Here is a 17362-nt window from a genome sequence, read left to right on the forward strand (position 1 = left end):
GTCAGGCGTTCTGCGCGGAGAGCTTGCGGTACTGCAGCACCGTGTCGATGATGCCGTAGTCCTTGGCTGCCTCGGCGGTGAGGATCTTGTCGCGATCGGTGTCCTTGCGGATCACGTCGGCAGGCTTGCCGGTGTGCCGCGACAGGGTCTCCTCCATCAGCGTGCGCATGCGCTCGATCTCCGCGGCCTGGATCTCCAGATCGGAGAACTGGCCCTGGATCACGCCGCCGAGGGCGGGCTGATGGATCAGGACGCGTGCGTTGGGCAGGGCCAGGCGCTTGCCCGGAGTGCCCGCGGCCAGCAGCACCGCGGCGGCCGAGGCGGCCTGCCCGAGGCACACCGTCTGGATGTCGGCGCGCACGTACTGCATGGTGTCGTAGATCGCCATCAGCGAGGTGAACGAACCGCCCGGCGAGTTGATGTACATCGTGATGTCGCGGTCGGGATCGAGCGATTCGAGCACCAGCAGCTGGGCCATGATGTCGTTCGCCGACGCGTCGTCGACCTGCACGCCGAGGAAGATGATGCGTTCCTCGAACAGCTTGTTGTACGGGTTCGACTCCTTGACGCCGAAGCTGGAGTGCTCGATGAACGACGGCAGGATGTAGCGGGCCTGCGGCTGCACGCGGGAGTCCAGCGACGGGTGAATAGACGAGTTATCGGTCATTTGTCGATTCCTGCTCCTGGTCCGTCGCCGTTGAGAGTGACGCTGGTGATGATGTGATCGACGAAGCCGTATTCGAGTGCTTCCTGCGCCGTGAACCATCGGTCACGGTCCGAATCGGCCTCGATGCGCTCGATGCTCTGCCCGGTGAACTCCGCGTTCAGGCGGAACATCTCCTTCTTGATGCTGGCGAACTGCTCGGCCTGGATCGCGATGTCCGCGGCGCCGCCGGTGATGCCGCCGAGCGGCTGGTGCATCAGGATGCGGGCGTGCGGCAGGGCGTAGCGCTTGCCCTTGGTGCCGGCGGCGAGCAGGAACTCGCCCATCGACGCGGCCATGCCCATGGCGTAGGTCGCCACGTCGCACGGGGCCAGCACCATGGTGTCGTAGATCGCCATGCCGGCGCTGATCGAGCCGCCGGGCGAGTTGATGTAGAGGTGGATGTCCTTGGTGGGATCCTCGGCCGACAGCAGCAGGATCTGGGCGCACAGCCGGTTGGCGATGTCATCGTCGACCTGGGAGCCCAGGAAGATGATGCGCTCGGCCAGCAATCGCTCATACACCGAGTCGACAAGGTTGAGGCCCGAGGAGGCGCCACGCATGTCAGTCACGACTGGATACCTGCTTTCTTCTGTGTACTTCCGACGCGGTGACCGGTCTTACGGACGACACTAACCAACCCGCGCCGCTGGGGAGTCCCCAGACGCCGCGCGTTCGCTCAGAGCATCACTTGGTGTCGTCGTCCCCGGATGTCTCGGCGGCGTCGGTGTTGTCGGCGTTCTCGGTGTCTGTCTCGGCAGTTGCCTCGTCGCCGGCCTCGATCTCGTCGTCCACGACAGCCGCGTCACCGGTGGGCCCGAAGAACTCGGTGGTGTCGATCTCGGTGCCGTCGGTGTCGGTCACGGTCGCCCCGTGCACGACGGCCGCGACGGTCAGACCGCGACGCACATCGGCGAACATCGCCGGCAGCTGATTGTTCTGCTGCAGCATCTGGATCAGCTGCTGGGGCTCGATGCCGTACTGGCGCGACATCAGCACCAGCCGCTCGGTGATGTCGTTCTGCCCCACCTGGATGTCCAGCTTGTCGGCGATCGCATCCATCAGCAGCTGGGTCTTGATGGCCTTCTCCGCGTTGGTGCGGTTGTCGGTGTCGAACTCCTCGCGGCTGCTGCCCTGCTCGGCCAGCGACTCGGCGAACTTGTCCTCGTCATGGTCGAGGCCGTGGATGGCGTTGTGCAGCGTGTCGTCGACCTGGGCCTGCACGACGGCTTCGGGCAGCGGCACCTCGACCTGGGTGAGCAGCTCCTCGATGGTCTTGTCGCGGATGGCCTCGGCCTGCTGCACGCGCTTGACGCGGGCCACCTTCTCGCGGAGGTCGGCCTTGAGTTCGTCGATGGTGTCGAATTCGCTTGCCAGCTGCGCGAATTCGTCGTCCAGTTCGGGCAGTTCACGGGTCTTGACCGACTTCACCGTGACGGTGACCTCAGCCTCCCGGTCGGCGTGCTCGCCGGCGACCAGCGTCGTGGTGAACGTCGCGGACTCGCCTTCTTTGAGCCCGACGATCGCCTCGTCGAGGCCGTCGATGAGCTGACCGGAGCCGACCTCGTGCGACAGGCCCTCGGTCTTGGCCTCCGGCACGTCCTCGCCGTCGACCGTGGCCGACAGATCGATGGAGACGAAGTCGCCGTTCTCCGCGGCGCGCTCGACACCGGTCAGGGTGCCGAAGCGCTTCTGCAGCGAGTCCAGCTCGGCCTCGACGTCGGAGTCCTCGACGCTGATCGGGTCGACGGTGACCTTGAGGGTGCTCAGGTCGGGCAGGTCGATCTCGGGACGGATGTCGACCTCGGCGGTGAACACCAGCTCCTCGTTGTCCTCGAGCTTGGTCACCTCGATCTCGGGCTGGCCGATGGGCTGCAGGGACTCCGAGGTGATGGCCTCGCTGTAGCGGGTGGGCAGCGCGTCGTTGACGACCTGCTCGAGCACCGCACCGCGGCCGACGCGCGCCTCGAGGAGCTTGCGCGGCGCCTTGCCCGGGCGGAAGCCGGGCAGCCGGACCTGCTTGGCCAGCTGCTTGAAGGCGTTGTCGATCTCTGGCTCGAGTTCGGTGAAGGGCACCTCCACGTTGATGCGCACCCGGGTCGGGCTCAGCTTCTCGACGGTGCTCTTCACTTCGGTACTCCTCTTATTGCTTTCGTCTGATGGGTCGAACTGGTCGGGGTGACAGGATTTGAACCTGCGGCCTTCCGCTCCCAAAGCGGATGCGCTACCAAGCTGCGCTACACCCCGGTCGTCGCTGCCGCCTCACGCTCACGCGCAGCGTCAGACCACCGGCGATCCTACGTCCTGACCTCAGCGAAGCCACATCCAGATGGCGATTGGATTCTCGGGGGGCGGGGCCGGTATCCTCTGGCGGTACTGCAGCGGCGCTGCAGCGACACGCGGGCGTAGCTCAATGGTAGAGCCTCAGTCTTCCAAACTGATTACGCGGGTTCGATTCCCGTCGCCCGCTCCACCCACTCGGGCCACCGTTCAGAACCCGAAGTACACCGCGGCCATGTCGTCGCCGCCGTGGCCGGCTGAGCTCGCACTGTCGAACACCGCGCGGACGCCGTCGATCAGGTCCGTCGACACCCCGGCGTCGGCGAGTGCGGTCCGGATCAGACCCGTGTCTTTGCGCACGCCGTCCACGCTGAACTGCGGCGCGTAGGAATCCTCGATGATCGCCGCGCCCTTCATCTGCAGGTAGGCCGAGTTGGCCGCCGACCCGTCGAGCGCCTCCAGCACCTGGCGCTGATCCACGCCGAGACCCTTGGCCAGGGCCATCGACTGCGCGGTCGCCGCCGCGATCGAGGCGATCCACGCGTTGCACGCCAGCTTCAGTCGCGAGCCCGCCCCGGGCTCCTCGCCGACCCACAGTGTCTTGGACCCGACGGCGTCGAAGGCCGGCTGCACCCGGTCCCGCAGGGCGGGGTCGCCAGAGGCCAGCATCACGAGCTTGCCCTGCTCCGCGGGCGCCTTCGTGCCCAGCACCGGGCAGTCGAGGAACGCCACCCCGTGCGTGGCGGCCAGCGACGCGGTCTGCGCCGCACCTTCTACCCCGACCGTCGCGCACTGCACGAACACGGCGCCGTCGCCGAGGTGCGGCAGCGCGGTCTCCATCACCGACAGCGTCGACTCGGTGTCGAAGAGCATCGCCATCACGACGTCCGCATCGGCGACCGCCGCCACCGGGTCGAGCGCGACCACGGCACCGTCGTCGGTCAGCGGCTCGGCCCGTTCGGGCGTGCGGTTCCACACCGTGACGTCGAAGCCGTCGCGCAGCAGTGACTGCGCCATCCCGGCGCCCATGGCGCCCGTTCCCAACACCGCGATCCGCATGGTGGCCATTCTGCGTCATACGAGCCGTAGGCCGCTGCGCCCGCCGCCGATGACCGGCGTCGGGTCGGCGCCGAGGACACGGACCAGCAGATCCTGGTAGATGTCTCGAAAATCAGTCGTGTACTTGAGATCTCCGTCATCGAGGTCGGTCAGGCTGGGTTCGTCGCCGTAGAAGCCACCGCGGACCGGCGCGCCGGCGACGAACACCGGTCCAGCGGTTCCGTGGTCGGTGCCCTGTGATGCGTTGGCGCGGACGCGACGCCCGAATTCGGAGTAGGCCATCACCACGACGTTGCGGCCGTGCTGGTCGGAGGACATCCGGCGCAAGAACGGGGTCAGCGCCCGGTCCAGGGTCTGCAGCTGCCGCTCCTGGGTGCCGCGCTCATCGGCGTGCGTGTCGAACCCGCCGAGCGAGACCATGTAGAGCCGGGTCGGGACGCCGGCGCTGATCGCTGCGGCCACCGTGTCGAGTTGAGCGCCCAGCGAAGAACCGTCTGCGGAGCGGGTGTGACCGAGATGGGTGAAGGTCCGGTCCGCCGTGCCGGTCGCGCGGTAGGAGGCAGCCACTGCGGCCATGACGTCGGTGTCGCGGGGATCGGGTGCGCTCAACGCGGCGACGACGGAGTCGATGTCGCCGCCGCGAGACCGTGTCGTGGTCAGCGCCGCGGCGGTGGTTCGTTCCCCGACGGCCATCGGCGGAAGGACCGCGCCGACGTTGACGGCCCGCAGCGGGTCGTCGCCGGTGCTGTCGAGCCAGCGACCCACCCACCCGGTGCTCACCGGTTCGTCTGGCGAGGCCGTCTGCCAGATGTTCATGGACCGGAAGTGGCTGTGGTCGGGCTTGGGGTAGCTGACGCCGCGCACGATCGCGAGGCGACCGTCCTGCCACAGGCCGTGCAGACCGGTCATCGCGGGATTGAGGCCCAGCCGATCATCGAGGTGCAGCACGTCGGCCGGCGCGTAGGCCAGCTCAGGCCGTGCGTCGTGATAAGCGTTGTCGCCGTACGGGATCAGCGTGTTGATGCCGTCGTTGCCGCCGTAGAGGGTCACGATAACGGCGATGCCGCTCCCCTGCGCCAGCGGTTGGCGGCGTGCCGCAGCCATCAGGTCGGGCCAGTCGACGGCCGCCGCTCCGGACAGCAGCCCCAGCGCACCGACGCCGGCGCTCGCGAGCAGGAACTTCCTGCGGTTGATGTCAGGCATCTCCGGTTTCCCTAGGACGTCAGGTATTCGGGGGTGTTGACCGCGGCCGCGACGAGCCGGCGCGGGTTCACCGTCAGCGGTGACAGAGCACGGGCACTCCTGTCGGTCCAGTCACCGATGCCGATCTGATAGCCCACCGCGTCGAGCCGGTCGCGGGGTGCGGCCTGCTCGACGGTCGACAGGTCGGCGCCTGCCGCCAGGGCCTCCGCCGTCGAGAACCGCACGGACGTGCTGGCTGTCGACAGCCACACCTGACCGTGCGGCCATCCCCCGACATCGGGCGGGAAGAAGGGCTGCTGGCCGAGTGTCCGTAACGCCGATCTCGTGTGCGCAGCTGTCTTTTCCGTCGCCAGTGATACCCCGAGTGACCGCGCCACCCCTACCAGCCACTCGACGGGAGTGTTCACCTTGGCGGGCGGGGCGCTGACGAACTCTGGGTCGGTGAGAACGGCCCGGGTGAGCGCACGCAGATCGCGCGCCTGCCCGTAGGAAGCCGTCAGCCGCGCTGAGGCCGCCGGCGAGGGCTCGCTTCCGGCGAGCTGACTCCACAACCGCCCGGCGACATAGGCCGGCGAACGAGGTTGCGCCAGAACCGCATCACAGAACTGTGCGGCGTCGAGGTTGCCGGTGACGCCGAGAAAGGTCTTGACCCCGCCGTCGTGCCGTTTGGCCACCAGAGACGGTGGCCCGCCCCGGTTCAGTACCCAACCCGTCAATGCCCGCGCACCAGAGCGCACGTCGTCTTCGGTGTAGCCGTTGCCGTGGCCCAGCGCGAACAGCTCCATGAACTCCCGCGCCAGGTTCTCGTTGGCCGAGCGGGCGGTGTTGGTCTGCGCGTCGAGCCACTGCATCATCGCCGAATCGGTCAACATCGCATAGGACAGCGTCCGGAAGTCGGTGAGGCACAACGTGCGCAGCGTCTGATTCTGCGCGGCCATCCAGGCCGCGATGCGCACCTTCTGCGCCGACGTGGCGAAGTGGTTGTGCCACAGCAGGGTCAGCTTCTCCACGACGGGCTCGTGGACCGCGGCCATACGGGCGGGCCACCACTGAGCGAGCTGGTCGAGCTGCCGACTCAGGGCGTGCTGGTACTGCTTGTGCGCGTTCGCCGATGCCGACTTCCCCGGCGGCTCAGGGGTGTCGAACATCGGCATCGGGGTGGTCACCGCACCAGGATCGGCCTCCGGATCGGCCGCGAGCGCGCGCTCGACGTGGGTGGCCCAGTCGTCGCCGACAGCGGCGTCCACCGCGGCACCGGTGACGCCGAAGCCCATCCGCCGCAGCAGGCGGGCCGTGACGACCCACTGCGCGGATTGACTCGGCATGGTCAGGCTCCGCGAGACTCGGACATGTACCCACTGTCACCGCAGAACCTGGAGATGTGCTGAGTCGCCGGTCAGAACACGCTCGGCATCCTCACGGTGCGACGGCCGCCGCGATCACGCGCTCTGCCGCGGCGTCGACGCGCGACCGGTCACCGGTGACAAGTCCGTCCTGGCACAGTCCACGCAACCCGGACACGACCAGCGTCGCCCGTGCCCTGGCGTCGGCTTTCTCGAAGCCCAGACCCATCAGTGCGGCGGCGATCGGGTCGAGCATCACGGTCACGGCATCGTCGGCGTAGGGCTGGTAGGTGTCCGGATCGGTGATCGCCAGGCTCAGCACTTGCAACAGCAGTGCGACACTGCGGCGCTGCCGCCCGCGGGTGATGGCTCGCCACAGGGTGTGTGCAGCGACGACGAAGTCGTCCGCAGAAGCCACCCCGTCGAAGATCTCGCCGGCGTTCGGACGGCTCGCGGCCATCGCCTGCGCCACGAGCTCCCCGCGATCGCCGAAGTAGTAGAGCAGCATGCGCTTGCTCGTCCCCAGCGCCTCGGCCATGGGCGCCAATGAGATGTCGGCGACTCCCCGCTCCTCGAGGTAGGCCACGACGGCGCGGAGCAGCTCGGCCCGACGCTGGGGATCGGCAGTGCGCGGCATCACTTGAACGTACCGATCGGTACGTCTATCGTCAATGGTGTGCCGATCGGTACACGAATGAAGGAGTGGACGATGACGGATGGGAAGACACTGCGGGTCGCGATCGTCGGAGCCGGCATCGGCGGACTGACGGCAGCCCTGGCGCTGCGCGCCCAGGGAATCGATGCGCGGGTGTACGAGCAGGCAACGGAACTGCGCGCCCTCGGCGCCGGGGTGTCGATCGCCCCCAACGGAGCGAGGGTGTTCGACGGCCTCGGCGTCGGAAAGCGGTTGCGCGCAGTCGCCGGTCACTACTCGCACTACGTGTTCCGCACCGCCGACGGCCGGCCCGTCGCCGGTGAGCCGTCCCGCCTCTCCTTCGGCGATCCGCAGCGGACGATGTTCCTGCACCGCGGCGAATTCCAGGCGGTGCTCTCCGGCGCACTCCCCGACTCGGCAATCCGGTTGAGGCACAAAGTGATCGAGGCGCGCGATGGCGACAACGGGGTGACGGTGCGGTTCGCCGACGGCAGTACCGTCGACGCTGATCTGCTGGTCGCCGCGGATGGAATCCATTCGCGCCTGCAAGGCCTGGTCAGTGAACCAGCCCAGCCGGTCAGCGAAGGAATCATGGCCTACCGCGGGCTGATTCCGGCCGACCGACTCGAGGGCATCGAGCCGATCGCCGCGATGAATGCCTGCGCGATGTGGATGGGCCCGGGCCGCAGCTTCCTGGTCTATCCCGTCTCCGCGGGCCGACTGCTCAACGTTGTCGCCTTCGTGCCGACCGACCTCGATGTCACCGAATCGTGGACCGCACCGGGCGATGTGCGCGAACTCGCCGCCGCCTACGCCGGGTGGGACCAACCCGTGCTCGACATCATCGGCAGGATGGACGAGACGTTCCGCTGGGGCATCTACGATCGCGAGCCGCTCGCGAACTGGTCGGGACGTCACGTCACCCTGCTCGGCGATTCAGCCCATGCCGTCGTCCCCCACCTGGGCCAGGGCGCCAACCAGGCCGTCGAAGACGCCGCCACGCTGGCGACCGTGTTGCAGGGATGCTCCCGAGCCGATCTGCCTTCCCGGCTCCGGCTCTACCAAGATCTCCGGTTGGCACGAACCCGCCAGGTCCGAGACGGCGCCCGGGAAGCAGGACGCACCTACCGCTCGACTGAGCTCACACCGCACGAGCGGGCCGACCGCATCGAAGCCATCTTCGACCGGATCGCCGTGAACTCCTACGACGCGCAAAGCGTCGCGCGCGCAGCGCTCTCGGCGGCCTGATCGATATCGCCGCAAAGACAGCAAATCATTACGGGCGCCGGACACTTCCGGGATTACCGGTGACACTTCCTCGCCGCACGGGTAGCGTCGCGAACGTCCAATGGGGGGACCATCTGTCGCCGAGCAACTGCGCGGGCTCCGAATGTCGCGCGAAAACGGATTAGACCTGAGCAAATCGGGCAAACCTCCAGCTCGAGCGGTGGGTGCCGCTAGCGCACAGCCACGAGGGGGCAACCATGAACAAACTGATCGCCGCAGTTCCGATGGTGGCGGCCGCAGCGGTGTTGTCCGCGACACCTGCTGTCGCAGACGTCGCCTACATGACCGGATTGTTCGGCGCCACTGTGGACTACGCCAGCATCAACGCGCCGGCCGGGCAGGGCTGCGATCCGGGCGCGGGCTGCGATCTGATTCCGTACGCCAATTTCAGCGTCAACGCGGCAAGCTTGCGGCGGGGTGTCCAAGCGATCGAGGACTACGTCGCCGCACACCCCGGTGAGAACACGATCTGGACCTACTCCGACTCCACCGACGCCGCCATCGAGTATCTGAACACCCACCCCGAGGACACCACCACTCGGTTTTATCTGCTCGGCGCACCGAGTACGCCCGGCAACTTCAGCCCCTTCAGCTTCTTCAGTCGCCATCCAACGCTGGCCGACGGCGTCGGCGCCAACGCGACCTTCGTCCTGCGGCAGTACGACATCGTCGCCGACGTTCCGGCCGGGACCAGGAACTTCGCCCGGTACAACATCAGTCAGAGAGTCCACCGCGACGGATACAACGGCCTCGACCTCTCCAACCCGGCGGTCTCCTACACGGACCCGCGAACCGGGTCCACCACCCAGTACTTCCTCACCTATCCGCTGCCCTTGATCAACCCGGGCTGGAAGACACCGGAGCAGATCGCTGCCCAGGACAAGGCGCTGCGACCGGGCATCGAGAGCCAGTACTACGTGCCGGGCAAGGTCCAGCGGCCGGTGGTCCTCCCCTCGCCCACCTACCCGGCACCGTCGACCACCGCGACCGCCACGGTGGACAAGACAGCCGCCACCACAGATTCACCGCGGGGTCTGCGGAAGGTCTTCGCCGAGATCTCAGAGCGCAAGCAGGCGGCCCAGTCCGAGAAGGCAGGCGCCGACACAGCAGCCGGTACGGCTGCCGACAGCGGCGCCAGCACAACCGCCGACAAGCCGACCGCGAAGAAGAAACCCTTTGCAGCCCTGCGCGACAAGGTCTCCGAGCGCAAGGCCAAGCGCGCCGCGGCGCAATCGGACGACTAGGAGCTGCGGACCGTCTCCACTGCACGGTCCGTTGTCGACACCTCACCAGCCGCAGTGAGGGCCTGAAACGACACCGGGCTCACCGGCGGCCTGTCGGTACGCTGTGAACCATGGAAGGCGTTCTCCTACTCCTCATCGTGCTGGTGGTCGCGGCGATCGGCACCGCCGTGTACGCATCGTCCAAGGCGTCCGGTCAGCGCAGCGCTGCCTCACTGGCCGACGCCAAGGCCGACGCCCGTCGTCTCATCGAGCGTCTCGGCGGGCAGGTGTACGGGCTGAGCGGAACCGAGGACGCCTCGAAGCAAGCGCTGGCCGACGCATCCGAGCGGTACACCGCGGCGTCCTCGCAGATCGACCAGGCCACCACCGTGAAGCAGGCGGCACTGGCCAAGGAGAGCGCCGTCGAAGGGCTGTACTACGTGCGCGCGGCGCGCACCGCGATGGGTATGGACCCGGGGCCGGATCTGGAGACGCTGTCCGGTCAGCGATCGGCCGGTGCCGTCACCGAGGATCGCCGCGTCGACTTCGACGGCCGGCAGATCGAGGCATCGCCGACACCATCGCAGCGCACGCCCAACTACTACCCCGGTGGCCGGGTCGCCGGACGTCCGGTGCCTGCGGGCTGGTATTCCGAGCCGTGGTGGAAGCCGGCGCTGGTGGCGGGCGCCTGGGGCGTGGGCTCGGCATTGCTGTTCAGCTCGTTGTTCTCCGGGATGGCCGGAGTCGGCTATGACGCGAACGCTTTCGAGAACGGCTACGGCGACGGGTTCGCCGACGGGATGGAACAGGGCCAGCTCGACGGCGGCAGCGCAGACGGCGGGGGCTTCGACGGAGCCGACACCGGCGGCGGCTGGGACGGTGGGGGCTGGGACAACGGCGGCGGAGACTGGGGCGGCGGCGATTTCGGCGGGGGCGATTTCGGCGGCGGCGGGTTCGACTTCTAGAACCGGCTCTCCAGACGGGCCGACACCCCGGCCTCCTGCAGGTCGAGGCGTTCGAGCATCGCCCGCACCGCCTCGTCGTCGATACGCCCCTCATCGCGCTCGGCGATCAGCGCGTGCCGCTGAGCGGAGAGCACGTCGCGGTAGAGCTGGGCGAACACTTCGGCCCGCGGCGTGTGGGCATCCGGGTCCGGCATCTCGTCGGCGTCCTGGGCATGCCTGGCGACGACCCCGCGGATCTCGGCGAGCATCCGCGGATCGAGACCGGCGGGCGGGTTCGCCCGGAATTCGCCGAGCACCGACGCTGCGGCGGCATGCACCACCTGCTCGGCCTTCTCGGTCTCGGCCGCGGTGTAGGCCTGATCGGCGTCGGCGGACAGCTCGAGGCGGCGGATCAGCAGCGGCAGCGTAGCCCCCTGCAGCAGAAGCGTTCCGACGCTGACGACGAAGGCGATGGCCTGGATGGTGGCCCGTTCCGGGAACGGGTCACCCGCCGCCGTCGTCAGCGGAATCGCCGCAGCCGCCGCAAGGGTGACCACCCCGCGCATGCCGGTCCACGACACCACGACGTTCTCCTGCCAGCTCAGCGCCCGGTTGTCGATGCGCGACCGCCATCGCGGCGGGACCGCGGCACGCCGCCGGGTGCCCAGTGCGCCACGTCCACCCTGCTCGGGAACCGGCACGCTGAGCCGCTTCTCGACCTGCCGGGACAGCACTCCCCTGCTGAACATCGCGAACACCGACAGCGGCCGGATGACGAGCACGATCAGCAGCACGATCGCCGACGCGACCGCGACCTCGATCAGCGATTCGTGGGCCTGGCGCAGATCCTCGAGCACGAAGCGCAGATGCAGCCCGATGTAGGCGAACACGAACGCCTCGAGCAGCACGTCCACCGAATTCCACACGTAGCGCTCCTGCAGGCGGGTCTGGTAGCCCGCGTCCACGGTTCCGCTGCCCACCACGAACCCGGCCACCACCACGGCGAGCACTCCTGAGGCGTGCAGCTCCTCGGCGACGATGAACGCCGCGAACGGCACCATCAGCCCCTGCACCGTCTCCAAGGCGGGGTTGGCCAGGCGCCGCCGGATCCACAGCGTGATGTAACCGAGCGCCGCCCCGACCAGCGGCCCGAGGACCGCGCTGTAGCCGAACAGCAACACCGGGTTCTCGATGAAGGTGTGGCTGCCTGCGACCTGCGCGACCGCTACGGAGAACAGGGCCAGCGCGGCCGCATCGTTGATCAGGCTCTCCCCGGTGAGGATCGACATGACTCGCTTGGGGAGTCCGAGCTTGCGTCCGACCGCCACGGCGGTCACCGCATCCGGCGGGGCGACGACGGCACCGAGCACCAGCGCCGTGCCGAACGTCAACGGCACGACGACAAGCCACGACGACACCAGTGCGACGGTGAACGCGGTGACGACGACCAGACCGACCCCGAGCCCGAGGATCGGCTTGATGTTGCGCAGGAACGTCGGGAACGAGAAGTCCAGGGCGGCTGAATACAGCAGCGGCGGCAGCACCACCGACAGCAGGATGTGGGAGTCGAGTTCAGGTGCTCGGAAACCGGGCAGGAACGACACAGCGATGCCGACGACGACGATGATCAGGGCGGGTTCGAGCCCACGGCGGTGCGCCACCGCGGTGACGACGATGGCTCCGACGACGACCAGGATCAATTCCACCCGGTGATTCTCCCGGGTGGGCGGGCCGGGCGCCCGCCGGAATCAGGTCTGGCAGGTGGGGCACCAGAACAGGTTGCGCCCTTCGAGCACCTCGGTGCGGATCGGTGTGTCGCAGATCCGGCACGGATCGCCCGCGCGGCGATACACGTAGGTGCGCGGCCGCCGCGCCCCGTACGAGGGCAGACCGTGGTCGTCTTCGGGGCGGATCGTGATGATGCGGCCCTTGCGCACCCCGACGTTCATCAACTCGACGAGGTCGGTCCAGGCATCGTCGAATTCGGCTTCGTCGACCTTGGTCCCCGGGCGGTGCGGGTCGATGCGGTGCCGGTAGAGCAGTTCGTTGCGGTACACGTTGCCGACACCTGCCAGTACCGACTGGTCCATCAGCAGTGCCCCGATCACCCTGCGGGACTTGTGGATTCGCGTGTACGCCGCGCCGGGGTCGGCATCCTTGCGCAACGGGTCGGGACCCAACCGGGCGAGGATCTCCGAGACCTCGGCTTCGGTGACCACCTCGCAGGCCGTGGGGCCGCGCAGATCGGTGCCTTTCTGCGTGCCGATCATGCGCATCCGCACCTGGCCGACCGGATCGGGCACACCGTCGGTGGCATCGAACACCCCGAACTTGCCGTACAGACCGAGGTGCACGTGCACGATACGGCCGCCGTCGTAGTGGTGGAACAGGTGCTTGCCGTAGGCGCTGGCCTTGGTAAAGATCTTGCCGTTGACCGCATCGGCACCCTCGATGAACCGACCCTGCGGACTGCTGACCGCTACGCGCTGACCCTTGAACATCCGCTGGTGCTGCCGCGCCAGGCGGTGAATGGTGTGACCTTCGGGCATCGGACAAGTCTGCGGCACAGTACCTGCGGCGCGCGCAACCGGCCGGACGCCGTAATGACTGACATCGGCGCTTGCGCCCGATTCGTCACATCCTCGAGGCTCAGGCTCCGGGAACGGGCGGCGAGATGTGCGTCTTCTCGTACTCGGCGAGGATGTCGATACGGCGCTGATGACGCGGCGCTTCCGACCACTTCGCCGCCAGAAACGCGTCGATGATCGCGAGCGCGTCCTCGGTGGTGTGCATACGGCCGCCGATGCCCATCACCTGGGCGTTGTTGTGCTCGCGGGCCAGCTGGGCCGTCTCGGTGCTCCACGCGAGCGCGCACCGGACGCCGGGCACCTTGTTCGCGGCGATCTGCTCACCGTTGCCGGAGCCCCCGATGACGATGCCGAGACTTCCCGGGTCGGCGACGGTCTTCTCGGCCGCGGCTATGCAGAACGCCGGGTAGTCGTCCTCGGCGTCGTAGGTGAAGGCGCCGCAGTCGACGGGCTCGTGCCCGGCCGCGCTCAGGTGCTCGATGACGGCCTGCTTGAGCTCGTATCCGGCATGATCGGCTCCGAGGTAGACACGCATGGCCGATACCGTAGCTCAGCCGATGGTGATCGCGTCGAGGCGTTCCTTGATGAAGTCCGACGTCGTCACCGGGGTCAGCCCCGCCACCCGGCCGACGGGCGGTGCGAGCGGCGTCACGACCGCATCGTGGTTGGCCTCGTAGAAGTAGATGAGCGACACCAGATCCTCTTCGGGAGCGTGCGGCTGCGGTGGCAGCACCCGGTGCCGGCCCGACGGCCAGCGCCGACCGCTCCAGTATTCGAGCAGATCGCCGATGTTGACGGTCAAGGCTGCCGGATCGTAGGGCGCGTCCTCCCAGCCGCCTTGCTCGCTGTAGACCTGCAGACCGCCGGCGCCCGGCTCGCGATCGAGGATCGTCACGGTGCCGAAGTCGGTGTGCGGGCCGATGCGGAACTGCCCCGGCTCCGGTTCCCCGACCACGCTGACGGGCGGATAGTGGTTGATGTTCATCGTCCACGTCGGCATACTCGCCAGCTCGGCAAAAGGATTGAGCGGCAGGCGAAGTGCGTGCGCGAACAGCGCCAGCAGATCATCGGCGACACGGCGCATCTGCGCGGTGTACTCGTCGACGAGCCGGTGCAGTGCGGGGACCTCGGACGGCCACACGTTGGGCGCGAACCAGATTCGATCGACCTCGGGGTCCCCGGTGGCGGTCTCCGCGCCCAGGCTGAAGCTCTCCTTCAGATCGGGCGGGGTCTCGGTGCCCTCCGCGTAACCGTTGGCCTCCGCGCCCGGACCTATCCATCCGTGCCCGCCGACCGGCACGGCGTACCGACTCTTCACTGCCGCGGGCAACGCGAAGAACTCCCGCGCCGCAGCCCGCACGTCGGCTGCCAGTGTGGCGTCGACGCCATGCCCGGTCACCAGGATGAAACCGGCCCGCTGCAGACCCTCGTCCACCTCGGCAGCCACCGCCTCGGCGTCGGCGCCACCCTGTCGCCATCGTGAAAGATCGATGCTGGCAATCACACTCACTCGCCGATGTCCTCCGCCCACAGTTCGGGATGCGCCGCGATGAAGTCCGTCATCATCGACACGCACCTCTCGTCGTCGAGCACGGTGACCTTCACGCCGTGTTCGGCCAGCCACTCGTGCCCACCGGTGAAGGTCGTGCTCTCGCCGATCACCACCGCCCCGATGTTGAACTGCCGTACCAGTCCGCTGCAGTACCAGCACGGCGACAGCGTGGTCACCATCGTCGTCGAGGCGTAGCCGCGCTGCCGGCCCGCGTTGCGGAACGCGTCGGTCTCCGCATGGATCGACGGATCGTCGCGCTGCACCCGCTGGTTGTGCCCGCTGCCCAGCAGCGTCCCGTCGGCGGCGAACAGGGCAGCACCGATGGGTATGCCGCCTTCCGCCAATCCTTTTCGCGCCTCCTCGACGGCCGTGTCGAGCATGTCCTGCGCTGATGTCATTGCTTGGTGATCGCTGGTCGGCACAGCACCCAGTATGCGGCCCCGGCGAGCACGAAACCGACGAAGAACGTGATGTCACCCAGCTGCGGCGCGGCCGCCGCGACGACACCGACCAGCTTCTCCTGATTGGCGAACAGCACCACGGAGACGACCAGCCCGATCAGGAACGCCACGAGCCCGCCCCAGTTCGTGTACGAGCGGTCGTAGAGCAGATGCGCGACGGGCCGTCCGCGCCGAAGATATTGATCGGCGAACACCACACCCAGCCACGGCCCCACCCAGTAGGCGATGATCAGCAGGAACGCCTCATAGCTGTGCGCGGCGTCGGGCAACGCCCACCATGCGACGAGGAAGCCTGCGACGCCGAAGAACACCGTCACCAGCGCCCGCGCCACATGCGCAGGCAGGGTGATGCCAGTCGAGACGAACGCCATCGCACCCGAGTAGACGTTGATCGCGTTGGCCGCGATCGCCCCGACCGCGATCGCCAGCAGCGTGGCCTTGGCCAGAGGAGAGGCCAGCTCGGCGGTGAACGAGCCGGTCGGATCGGCCAGCGACGCCTCCCCCGTCGTCACCGACGCCGCGCCCACCACCTCGAGAACCACGCATGCGGTGAAAAGCCCAGCCGCAGCGAAGAATCCGGTGCGCGGCCCGGACACCGTCGCGGGCAGATAGCGGGTGAAGTCGGCGGCGTACGGCGTCCAGCCGGCCGCGTAGCCGAACGATGTGCCGACAGTGAGCAGGAAGCCACCCAGGCCGCCCACCCCGTCAGCGGCCGGTGCGGCGTTCCCGATGTCGGCGTGGGCGAAGATCGCCACCGAGGCCGCGAGGAACACCACCGCCAGCACCGGGAACGAATACCGCTCGAACGCCTGCACCAGGTTGTGGCCGAAGAACGCCAATGCCGTCTGCGCGGCCACGATGATCACCAGGCCCAGCAGCGGCCCGATACCGAACAGCGTGGACAGCGCGAAAGCGCCGCTGACGCTGTTGGTCGCGAACCAGCCCACCCCCGCGGTGACCGACATCAGCACCGAAGGCACCGCGTTGCCCTTGAAACCGAACGCCAAGCGGCCCAACACCATCTGCGGCACACCGTGCAACGGACCGCGCGCCGACAAGAAGTAGTGGGCGATCGCGCCCAGGCCGGTACCGAGCACGATGCCCGCCACGGCCTGCCAGAACGTCATCCCGAACGCGAGCACCGCGAGCATGCCGACGAAGATCGTCGCGAACTCCAGGTTCGGCGACGTCCACGTCCAGAACAGCTGGCTCGGTTTCCCGTGCCGGTCGGCCTCGGAGATGTACTCGGTGCCGCCCGGCTCGACGGCGACCACACGGTCCCGGTAGGAGCCATCGGTGCTGCGTTCGGTGACTGTCACCGATCTACGGTGAGGGTGCCGTCGTCACCGCGCAACCGGAGGCAACCTGCCGGAAACAAACAGCCCTCAGTCGAACGTCGGCGCCTCGGTGCGGGAGCGCTTGAGCTCCCAGAAGTGGGGGTAGGCCGCGAACGTCACCGAGGCGTCCCACAGCTTTCCGGCCTCTTCCCCGCGCGGGATCTTCGACAGCACCGGTCCGAAGAACGCCACCCCGTTGACGTGGATGGTGGGCGTACCGACGTCGTCGCCGACGGCGTCCATACCCTCGTGGTGGCTCTTGCGCAGCGCCTCGTCATGGGCGTCGGAGTCGGCGGCCTCGGCGAGTTCGGCCGGCAACCCCACCTCGGCCAGGGACTCCGCGATCACCACGGCGAAGTCCTTGTTGTCCTGGTTGTGGATCCGCGTACCCATCGCGGTGTACAGCGGCCCCAGCACGTCGGCACCGTGGGCCTGCTCGGCGGCGATCGCGACGCGCACCGGACCCCACGCCTTCTTCATCATCTCCTGGTACTCCTCGGGCAGGTCCCTGCCTTCGTTGAGCACCGCGAGGCTCATCACGTGGAAGTTGACGTCGATGTCGCGGACCTTCTCCACTTCGAGAATCCAGCGCGAGGTGATCCAACACCAGGGGCACAGCGGGTCGAACCAGAAATCGGCGCGGGACTTCTCGGCCATGAGGTCTCCTCTTCGAGTCGGTGTTGACCGGGTCAACCAACTGGACCCGTCGTGTCTTCCCGGGTTGAGA

Annotated in this window: 17 protein-coding genes and 2 tRNA genes; 4 read left to right on the forward strand and 15 right to left on the reverse strand. The window is 68.0% G+C overall.

Translation table 11 applies throughout. From position 1 onward, the window contains the following. Window position 1 precedes the first annotated feature (1 nt). The 4 genes from ACZ50N_RS17085 to ACZ50N_RS17100 form a co-directional block, all read right to left on the reverse strand. Entirely contained in the window at window positions 2–667 is a 666-nt protein-coding gene (locus tag ACZ50N_RS17085; RefSeq protein ID WP_046364528.1) for an ATP-dependent Clp protease proteolytic subunit, read from the reverse strand. Continuing rightward, window positions 664–1275, reverse strand: coding sequence for an ATP-dependent Clp protease proteolytic subunit (locus ACZ50N_RS17090; protein ID WP_111509492.1), 612 nt, complete (start codon window positions 1273–1275; stop codon window positions 664–666). Before ACZ50N_RS17090 ends, ACZ50N_RS17085 begins: the two co-directional genes overlap by 4 nt. A gap of 115 nt (window positions 1276–1390) precedes the next feature. After that, window positions 1391–2833: a trigger factor gene (gene tig, locus ACZ50N_RS17095; RefSeq protein WP_464470459.1), complete on the reverse strand. Its 1443-nt coding sequence runs from the start codon at window positions 2831–2833 to the stop codon at window positions 1391–1393. A 40-nt stretch (window positions 2834–2873) separates the two neighbouring features. Beyond that, window positions 2874–2950 (reverse strand) — tRNA-Pro (locus ACZ50N_RS17100). A gap of 152 nt (window positions 2951–3102) precedes the next feature. Here ACZ50N_RS17100 and ACZ50N_RS17105 point away from each other — a divergent pair. After that, window positions 3103–3176 (forward strand) — tRNA-Gly (locus ACZ50N_RS17105). Window positions 3177–3193: 17 nt separating this feature from the next. Here the strand turns inward: ACZ50N_RS17105 and ACZ50N_RS17110 are convergent. The 4 genes from ACZ50N_RS17110 to ACZ50N_RS17125 form a co-directional block, all read right to left on the reverse strand. After that, window positions 3194–4042, reverse strand: a complete 849-nt coding sequence (locus ACZ50N_RS17110; protein ID WP_464473380.1) for an NAD(P)-dependent oxidoreductase — start codon at window positions 4040–4042, stop codon at window positions 3194–3196. A 15-nt stretch (window positions 4043–4057) separates the two neighbouring features. Next, a complete protein-coding gene (locus ACZ50N_RS17115; protein WP_464473381.1) occupies window positions 4058–5245 on the reverse strand; it encodes a DUF1501 domain-containing protein in 1188 nt (395 codons plus the stop codon). An 11-nt stretch (window positions 5246–5256) separates the two neighbouring features. Further along, a complete protein-coding gene (locus ACZ50N_RS17120) occupies window positions 5257–6570 on the reverse strand; it encodes a DUF1800 domain-containing protein (RefSeq protein ID WP_464473382.1) in 1314 nt (437 codons plus the stop codon). 91 nt (window positions 6571–6661) lie between these two features. Next, window positions 6662–7225 carry a TetR/AcrR family transcriptional regulator gene (locus ACZ50N_RS17125; protein WP_464473383.1) on the reverse strand — a complete coding sequence of 188 codons (564 nt, stop codon included), beginning with the start codon at window positions 7223–7225 and terminating at the stop codon, window positions 6662–6664. 72 nt (window positions 7226–7297) lie between these two features. On the opposite strand from ACZ50N_RS17125, the gene ACZ50N_RS17130 reads away from it, so the two are divergent. The 3 genes from ACZ50N_RS17130 to ACZ50N_RS17140 all read left to right on the forward strand — a co-directional run bounded on the left by ACZ50N_RS17130 (window position 7298) and on the right by ACZ50N_RS17140 (window position 10718). Continuing rightward, the gene (locus ACZ50N_RS17130) at window positions 7298–8491 is read left to right on the forward strand and encodes an FAD-dependent monooxygenase (protein WP_464473384.1); all 1194 of its coding nucleotides are present in this window, start codon (window positions 7298–7300) and stop codon (window positions 8489–8491) included. Between the two features lie 236 nt (window positions 8492–8727). Then, complete coding sequence (locus ACZ50N_RS17135) at window positions 8728–9774, forward strand: hypothetical protein (RefSeq protein WP_464473385.1); 1047 nt, start codon at window positions 8728–8730, stop codon at window positions 9772–9774. Between the two features lie 110 nt (window positions 9775–9884). Further along, complete coding sequence (locus ACZ50N_RS17140) at window positions 9885–10718, forward strand: DUF1542 domain-containing protein (protein ID WP_464473386.1); 834 nt, start codon at window positions 9885–9887, stop codon at window positions 10716–10718. On the opposite strand, the gene ACZ50N_RS17145 is transcribed toward ACZ50N_RS17140, so the two are convergent. The 7 genes from ACZ50N_RS17145 to ACZ50N_RS17175 all read right to left on the reverse strand — a co-directional run bounded on the left by ACZ50N_RS17145 (window position 10715) and on the right by ACZ50N_RS17175 (window position 17292). After that, the gene (locus ACZ50N_RS17145) at window positions 10715–12403 is read right to left on the reverse strand and encodes a cation:proton antiporter (protein ID WP_073683548.1); all 1689 of its coding nucleotides are present in this window, start codon (window positions 12401–12403) and stop codon (window positions 10715–10717) included. The genes ACZ50N_RS17140 and ACZ50N_RS17145 overlap by 4 nt on opposite strands. A 42-nt stretch (window positions 12404–12445) precedes the next feature. Then, a complete protein-coding gene (locus tag ACZ50N_RS17150; protein WP_464473387.1) occupies window positions 12446–13246 on the reverse strand; it encodes an Fpg/Nei family DNA glycosylase in 801 nt (266 codons plus the stop codon). Window positions 13247–13346: 100 nt separating this feature from the next. Then, a complete protein-coding gene (locus tag ACZ50N_RS17155; protein WP_073683550.1) occupies window positions 13347–13820 on the reverse strand; it encodes a ribose-5-phosphate isomerase in 474 nt (157 codons plus the stop codon). A gap of 15 nt (window positions 13821–13835) precedes the next feature. After that, the gene (locus ACZ50N_RS17160) at window positions 13836–14795 is read right to left on the reverse strand and encodes an isopenicillin N synthase family dioxygenase (protein ID WP_464473388.1); all 960 of its coding nucleotides are present in this window, start codon (window positions 14793–14795) and stop codon (window positions 13836–13838) included. Next, the gene (locus ACZ50N_RS17165; protein ID WP_046364516.1) at window positions 14792–15235 is read right to left on the reverse strand and encodes a nucleoside deaminase; all 444 of its coding nucleotides are present in this window, start codon (window positions 15233–15235) and stop codon (window positions 14792–14794) included. Before ACZ50N_RS17165 ends, ACZ50N_RS17160 begins: the two co-directional genes overlap by 4 nt. Then, window positions 15232–16617, reverse strand: a complete 1386-nt coding sequence (locus ACZ50N_RS17170; RefSeq protein ID WP_046364515.1) for a purine-cytosine permease family protein — start codon at window positions 16615–16617, stop codon at window positions 15232–15234. Before ACZ50N_RS17170 ends, ACZ50N_RS17165 begins: the two co-directional genes overlap by 4 nt. 66 nt (window positions 16618–16683) lie before the next feature. Beyond that, window positions 16684–17292 carry a mycothiol-dependent nitroreductase Rv2466c family protein gene (locus ACZ50N_RS17175; protein WP_046364514.1) on the reverse strand — a complete coding sequence of 203 codons (609 nt, stop codon included), beginning with the start codon at window positions 17290–17292 and terminating at the stop codon, window positions 16684–16686. Window positions 17293–17362 lie beyond the last annotated feature (70 nt).

The organism is Mycolicibacterium obuense (assembly GCF_055397605.1).

Bases quoted from the DNA above. Each gene is read 5' to 3' on its own strand.
- ACZ50N_RS17085 (WP_046364528.1), bottom strand. From the start codon at position 667: ATGACCGATAACTCGTCTATTCACCCGTCGCTGGACTCCCGCGTGCAG.
- ACZ50N_RS17110 (WP_464473380.1), bottom strand. From the start codon at position 4,042: ATGCGGATCGCGGTGTTGGGAACGGGCGCCATGGGCGCCGGGATGGCG.
- ACZ50N_RS17115 (WP_464473381.1), bottom strand. From the start codon at position 5,245: ATGCCTGACATCAACCGCAGGAAGTTCCTGCTCGCGAGCGCCGGCGTC.
- ACZ50N_RS17120 (WP_464473382.1), bottom strand. From the start codon at position 6,570: ATGCCGAGTCAATCCGCGCAGTGGGTCGTCACGGCCCGCCTGCTGCGG.
- ACZ50N_RS17125 (WP_464473383.1), bottom strand. From the start codon at position 7,225: ATGCCGCGCACTGCCGATCCCCAGCGTCGGGCCGAGCTGCTCCGCGCC.
- ACZ50N_RS17130 (WP_464473384.1), top strand. From the start codon at position 7,298: ATGACGGATGGGAAGACACTGCGGGTCGCGATCGTCGGAGCCGGCATC.
- ACZ50N_RS17135 (WP_464473385.1), top strand. From the start codon at position 8,728: ATGAACAAACTGATCGCCGCAGTTCCGATGGTGGCGGCCGCAGCGGTG.
- ACZ50N_RS17140 (WP_464473386.1), top strand. From the start codon at position 9,885: ATGGAAGGCGTTCTCCTACTCCTCATCGTGCTGGTGGTCGCGGCGATC.
- ACZ50N_RS17150 (WP_464473387.1), bottom strand. From the start codon at position 13,246: ATGCCCGAAGGTCACACCATTCACCGCCTGGCGCGGCAGCACCAGCGG.
- ACZ50N_RS17155 (WP_073683550.1), bottom strand. From the start codon at position 13,820: ATGCGTGTCTACCTCGGAGCCGATCATGCCGGATACGAGCTCAAGCAG.
- ACZ50N_RS17165 (WP_046364516.1), bottom strand. From the start codon at position 15,235: ATGACATCAGCGCAGGACATGCTCGACACGGCCGTCGAGGAGGCGCGA.
- ACZ50N_RS17175 (WP_046364514.1), bottom strand. From the start codon at position 17,292: ATGGCCGAGAAGTCCCGCGCCGATTTCTGGTTCGACCCGCTGTGCCCC.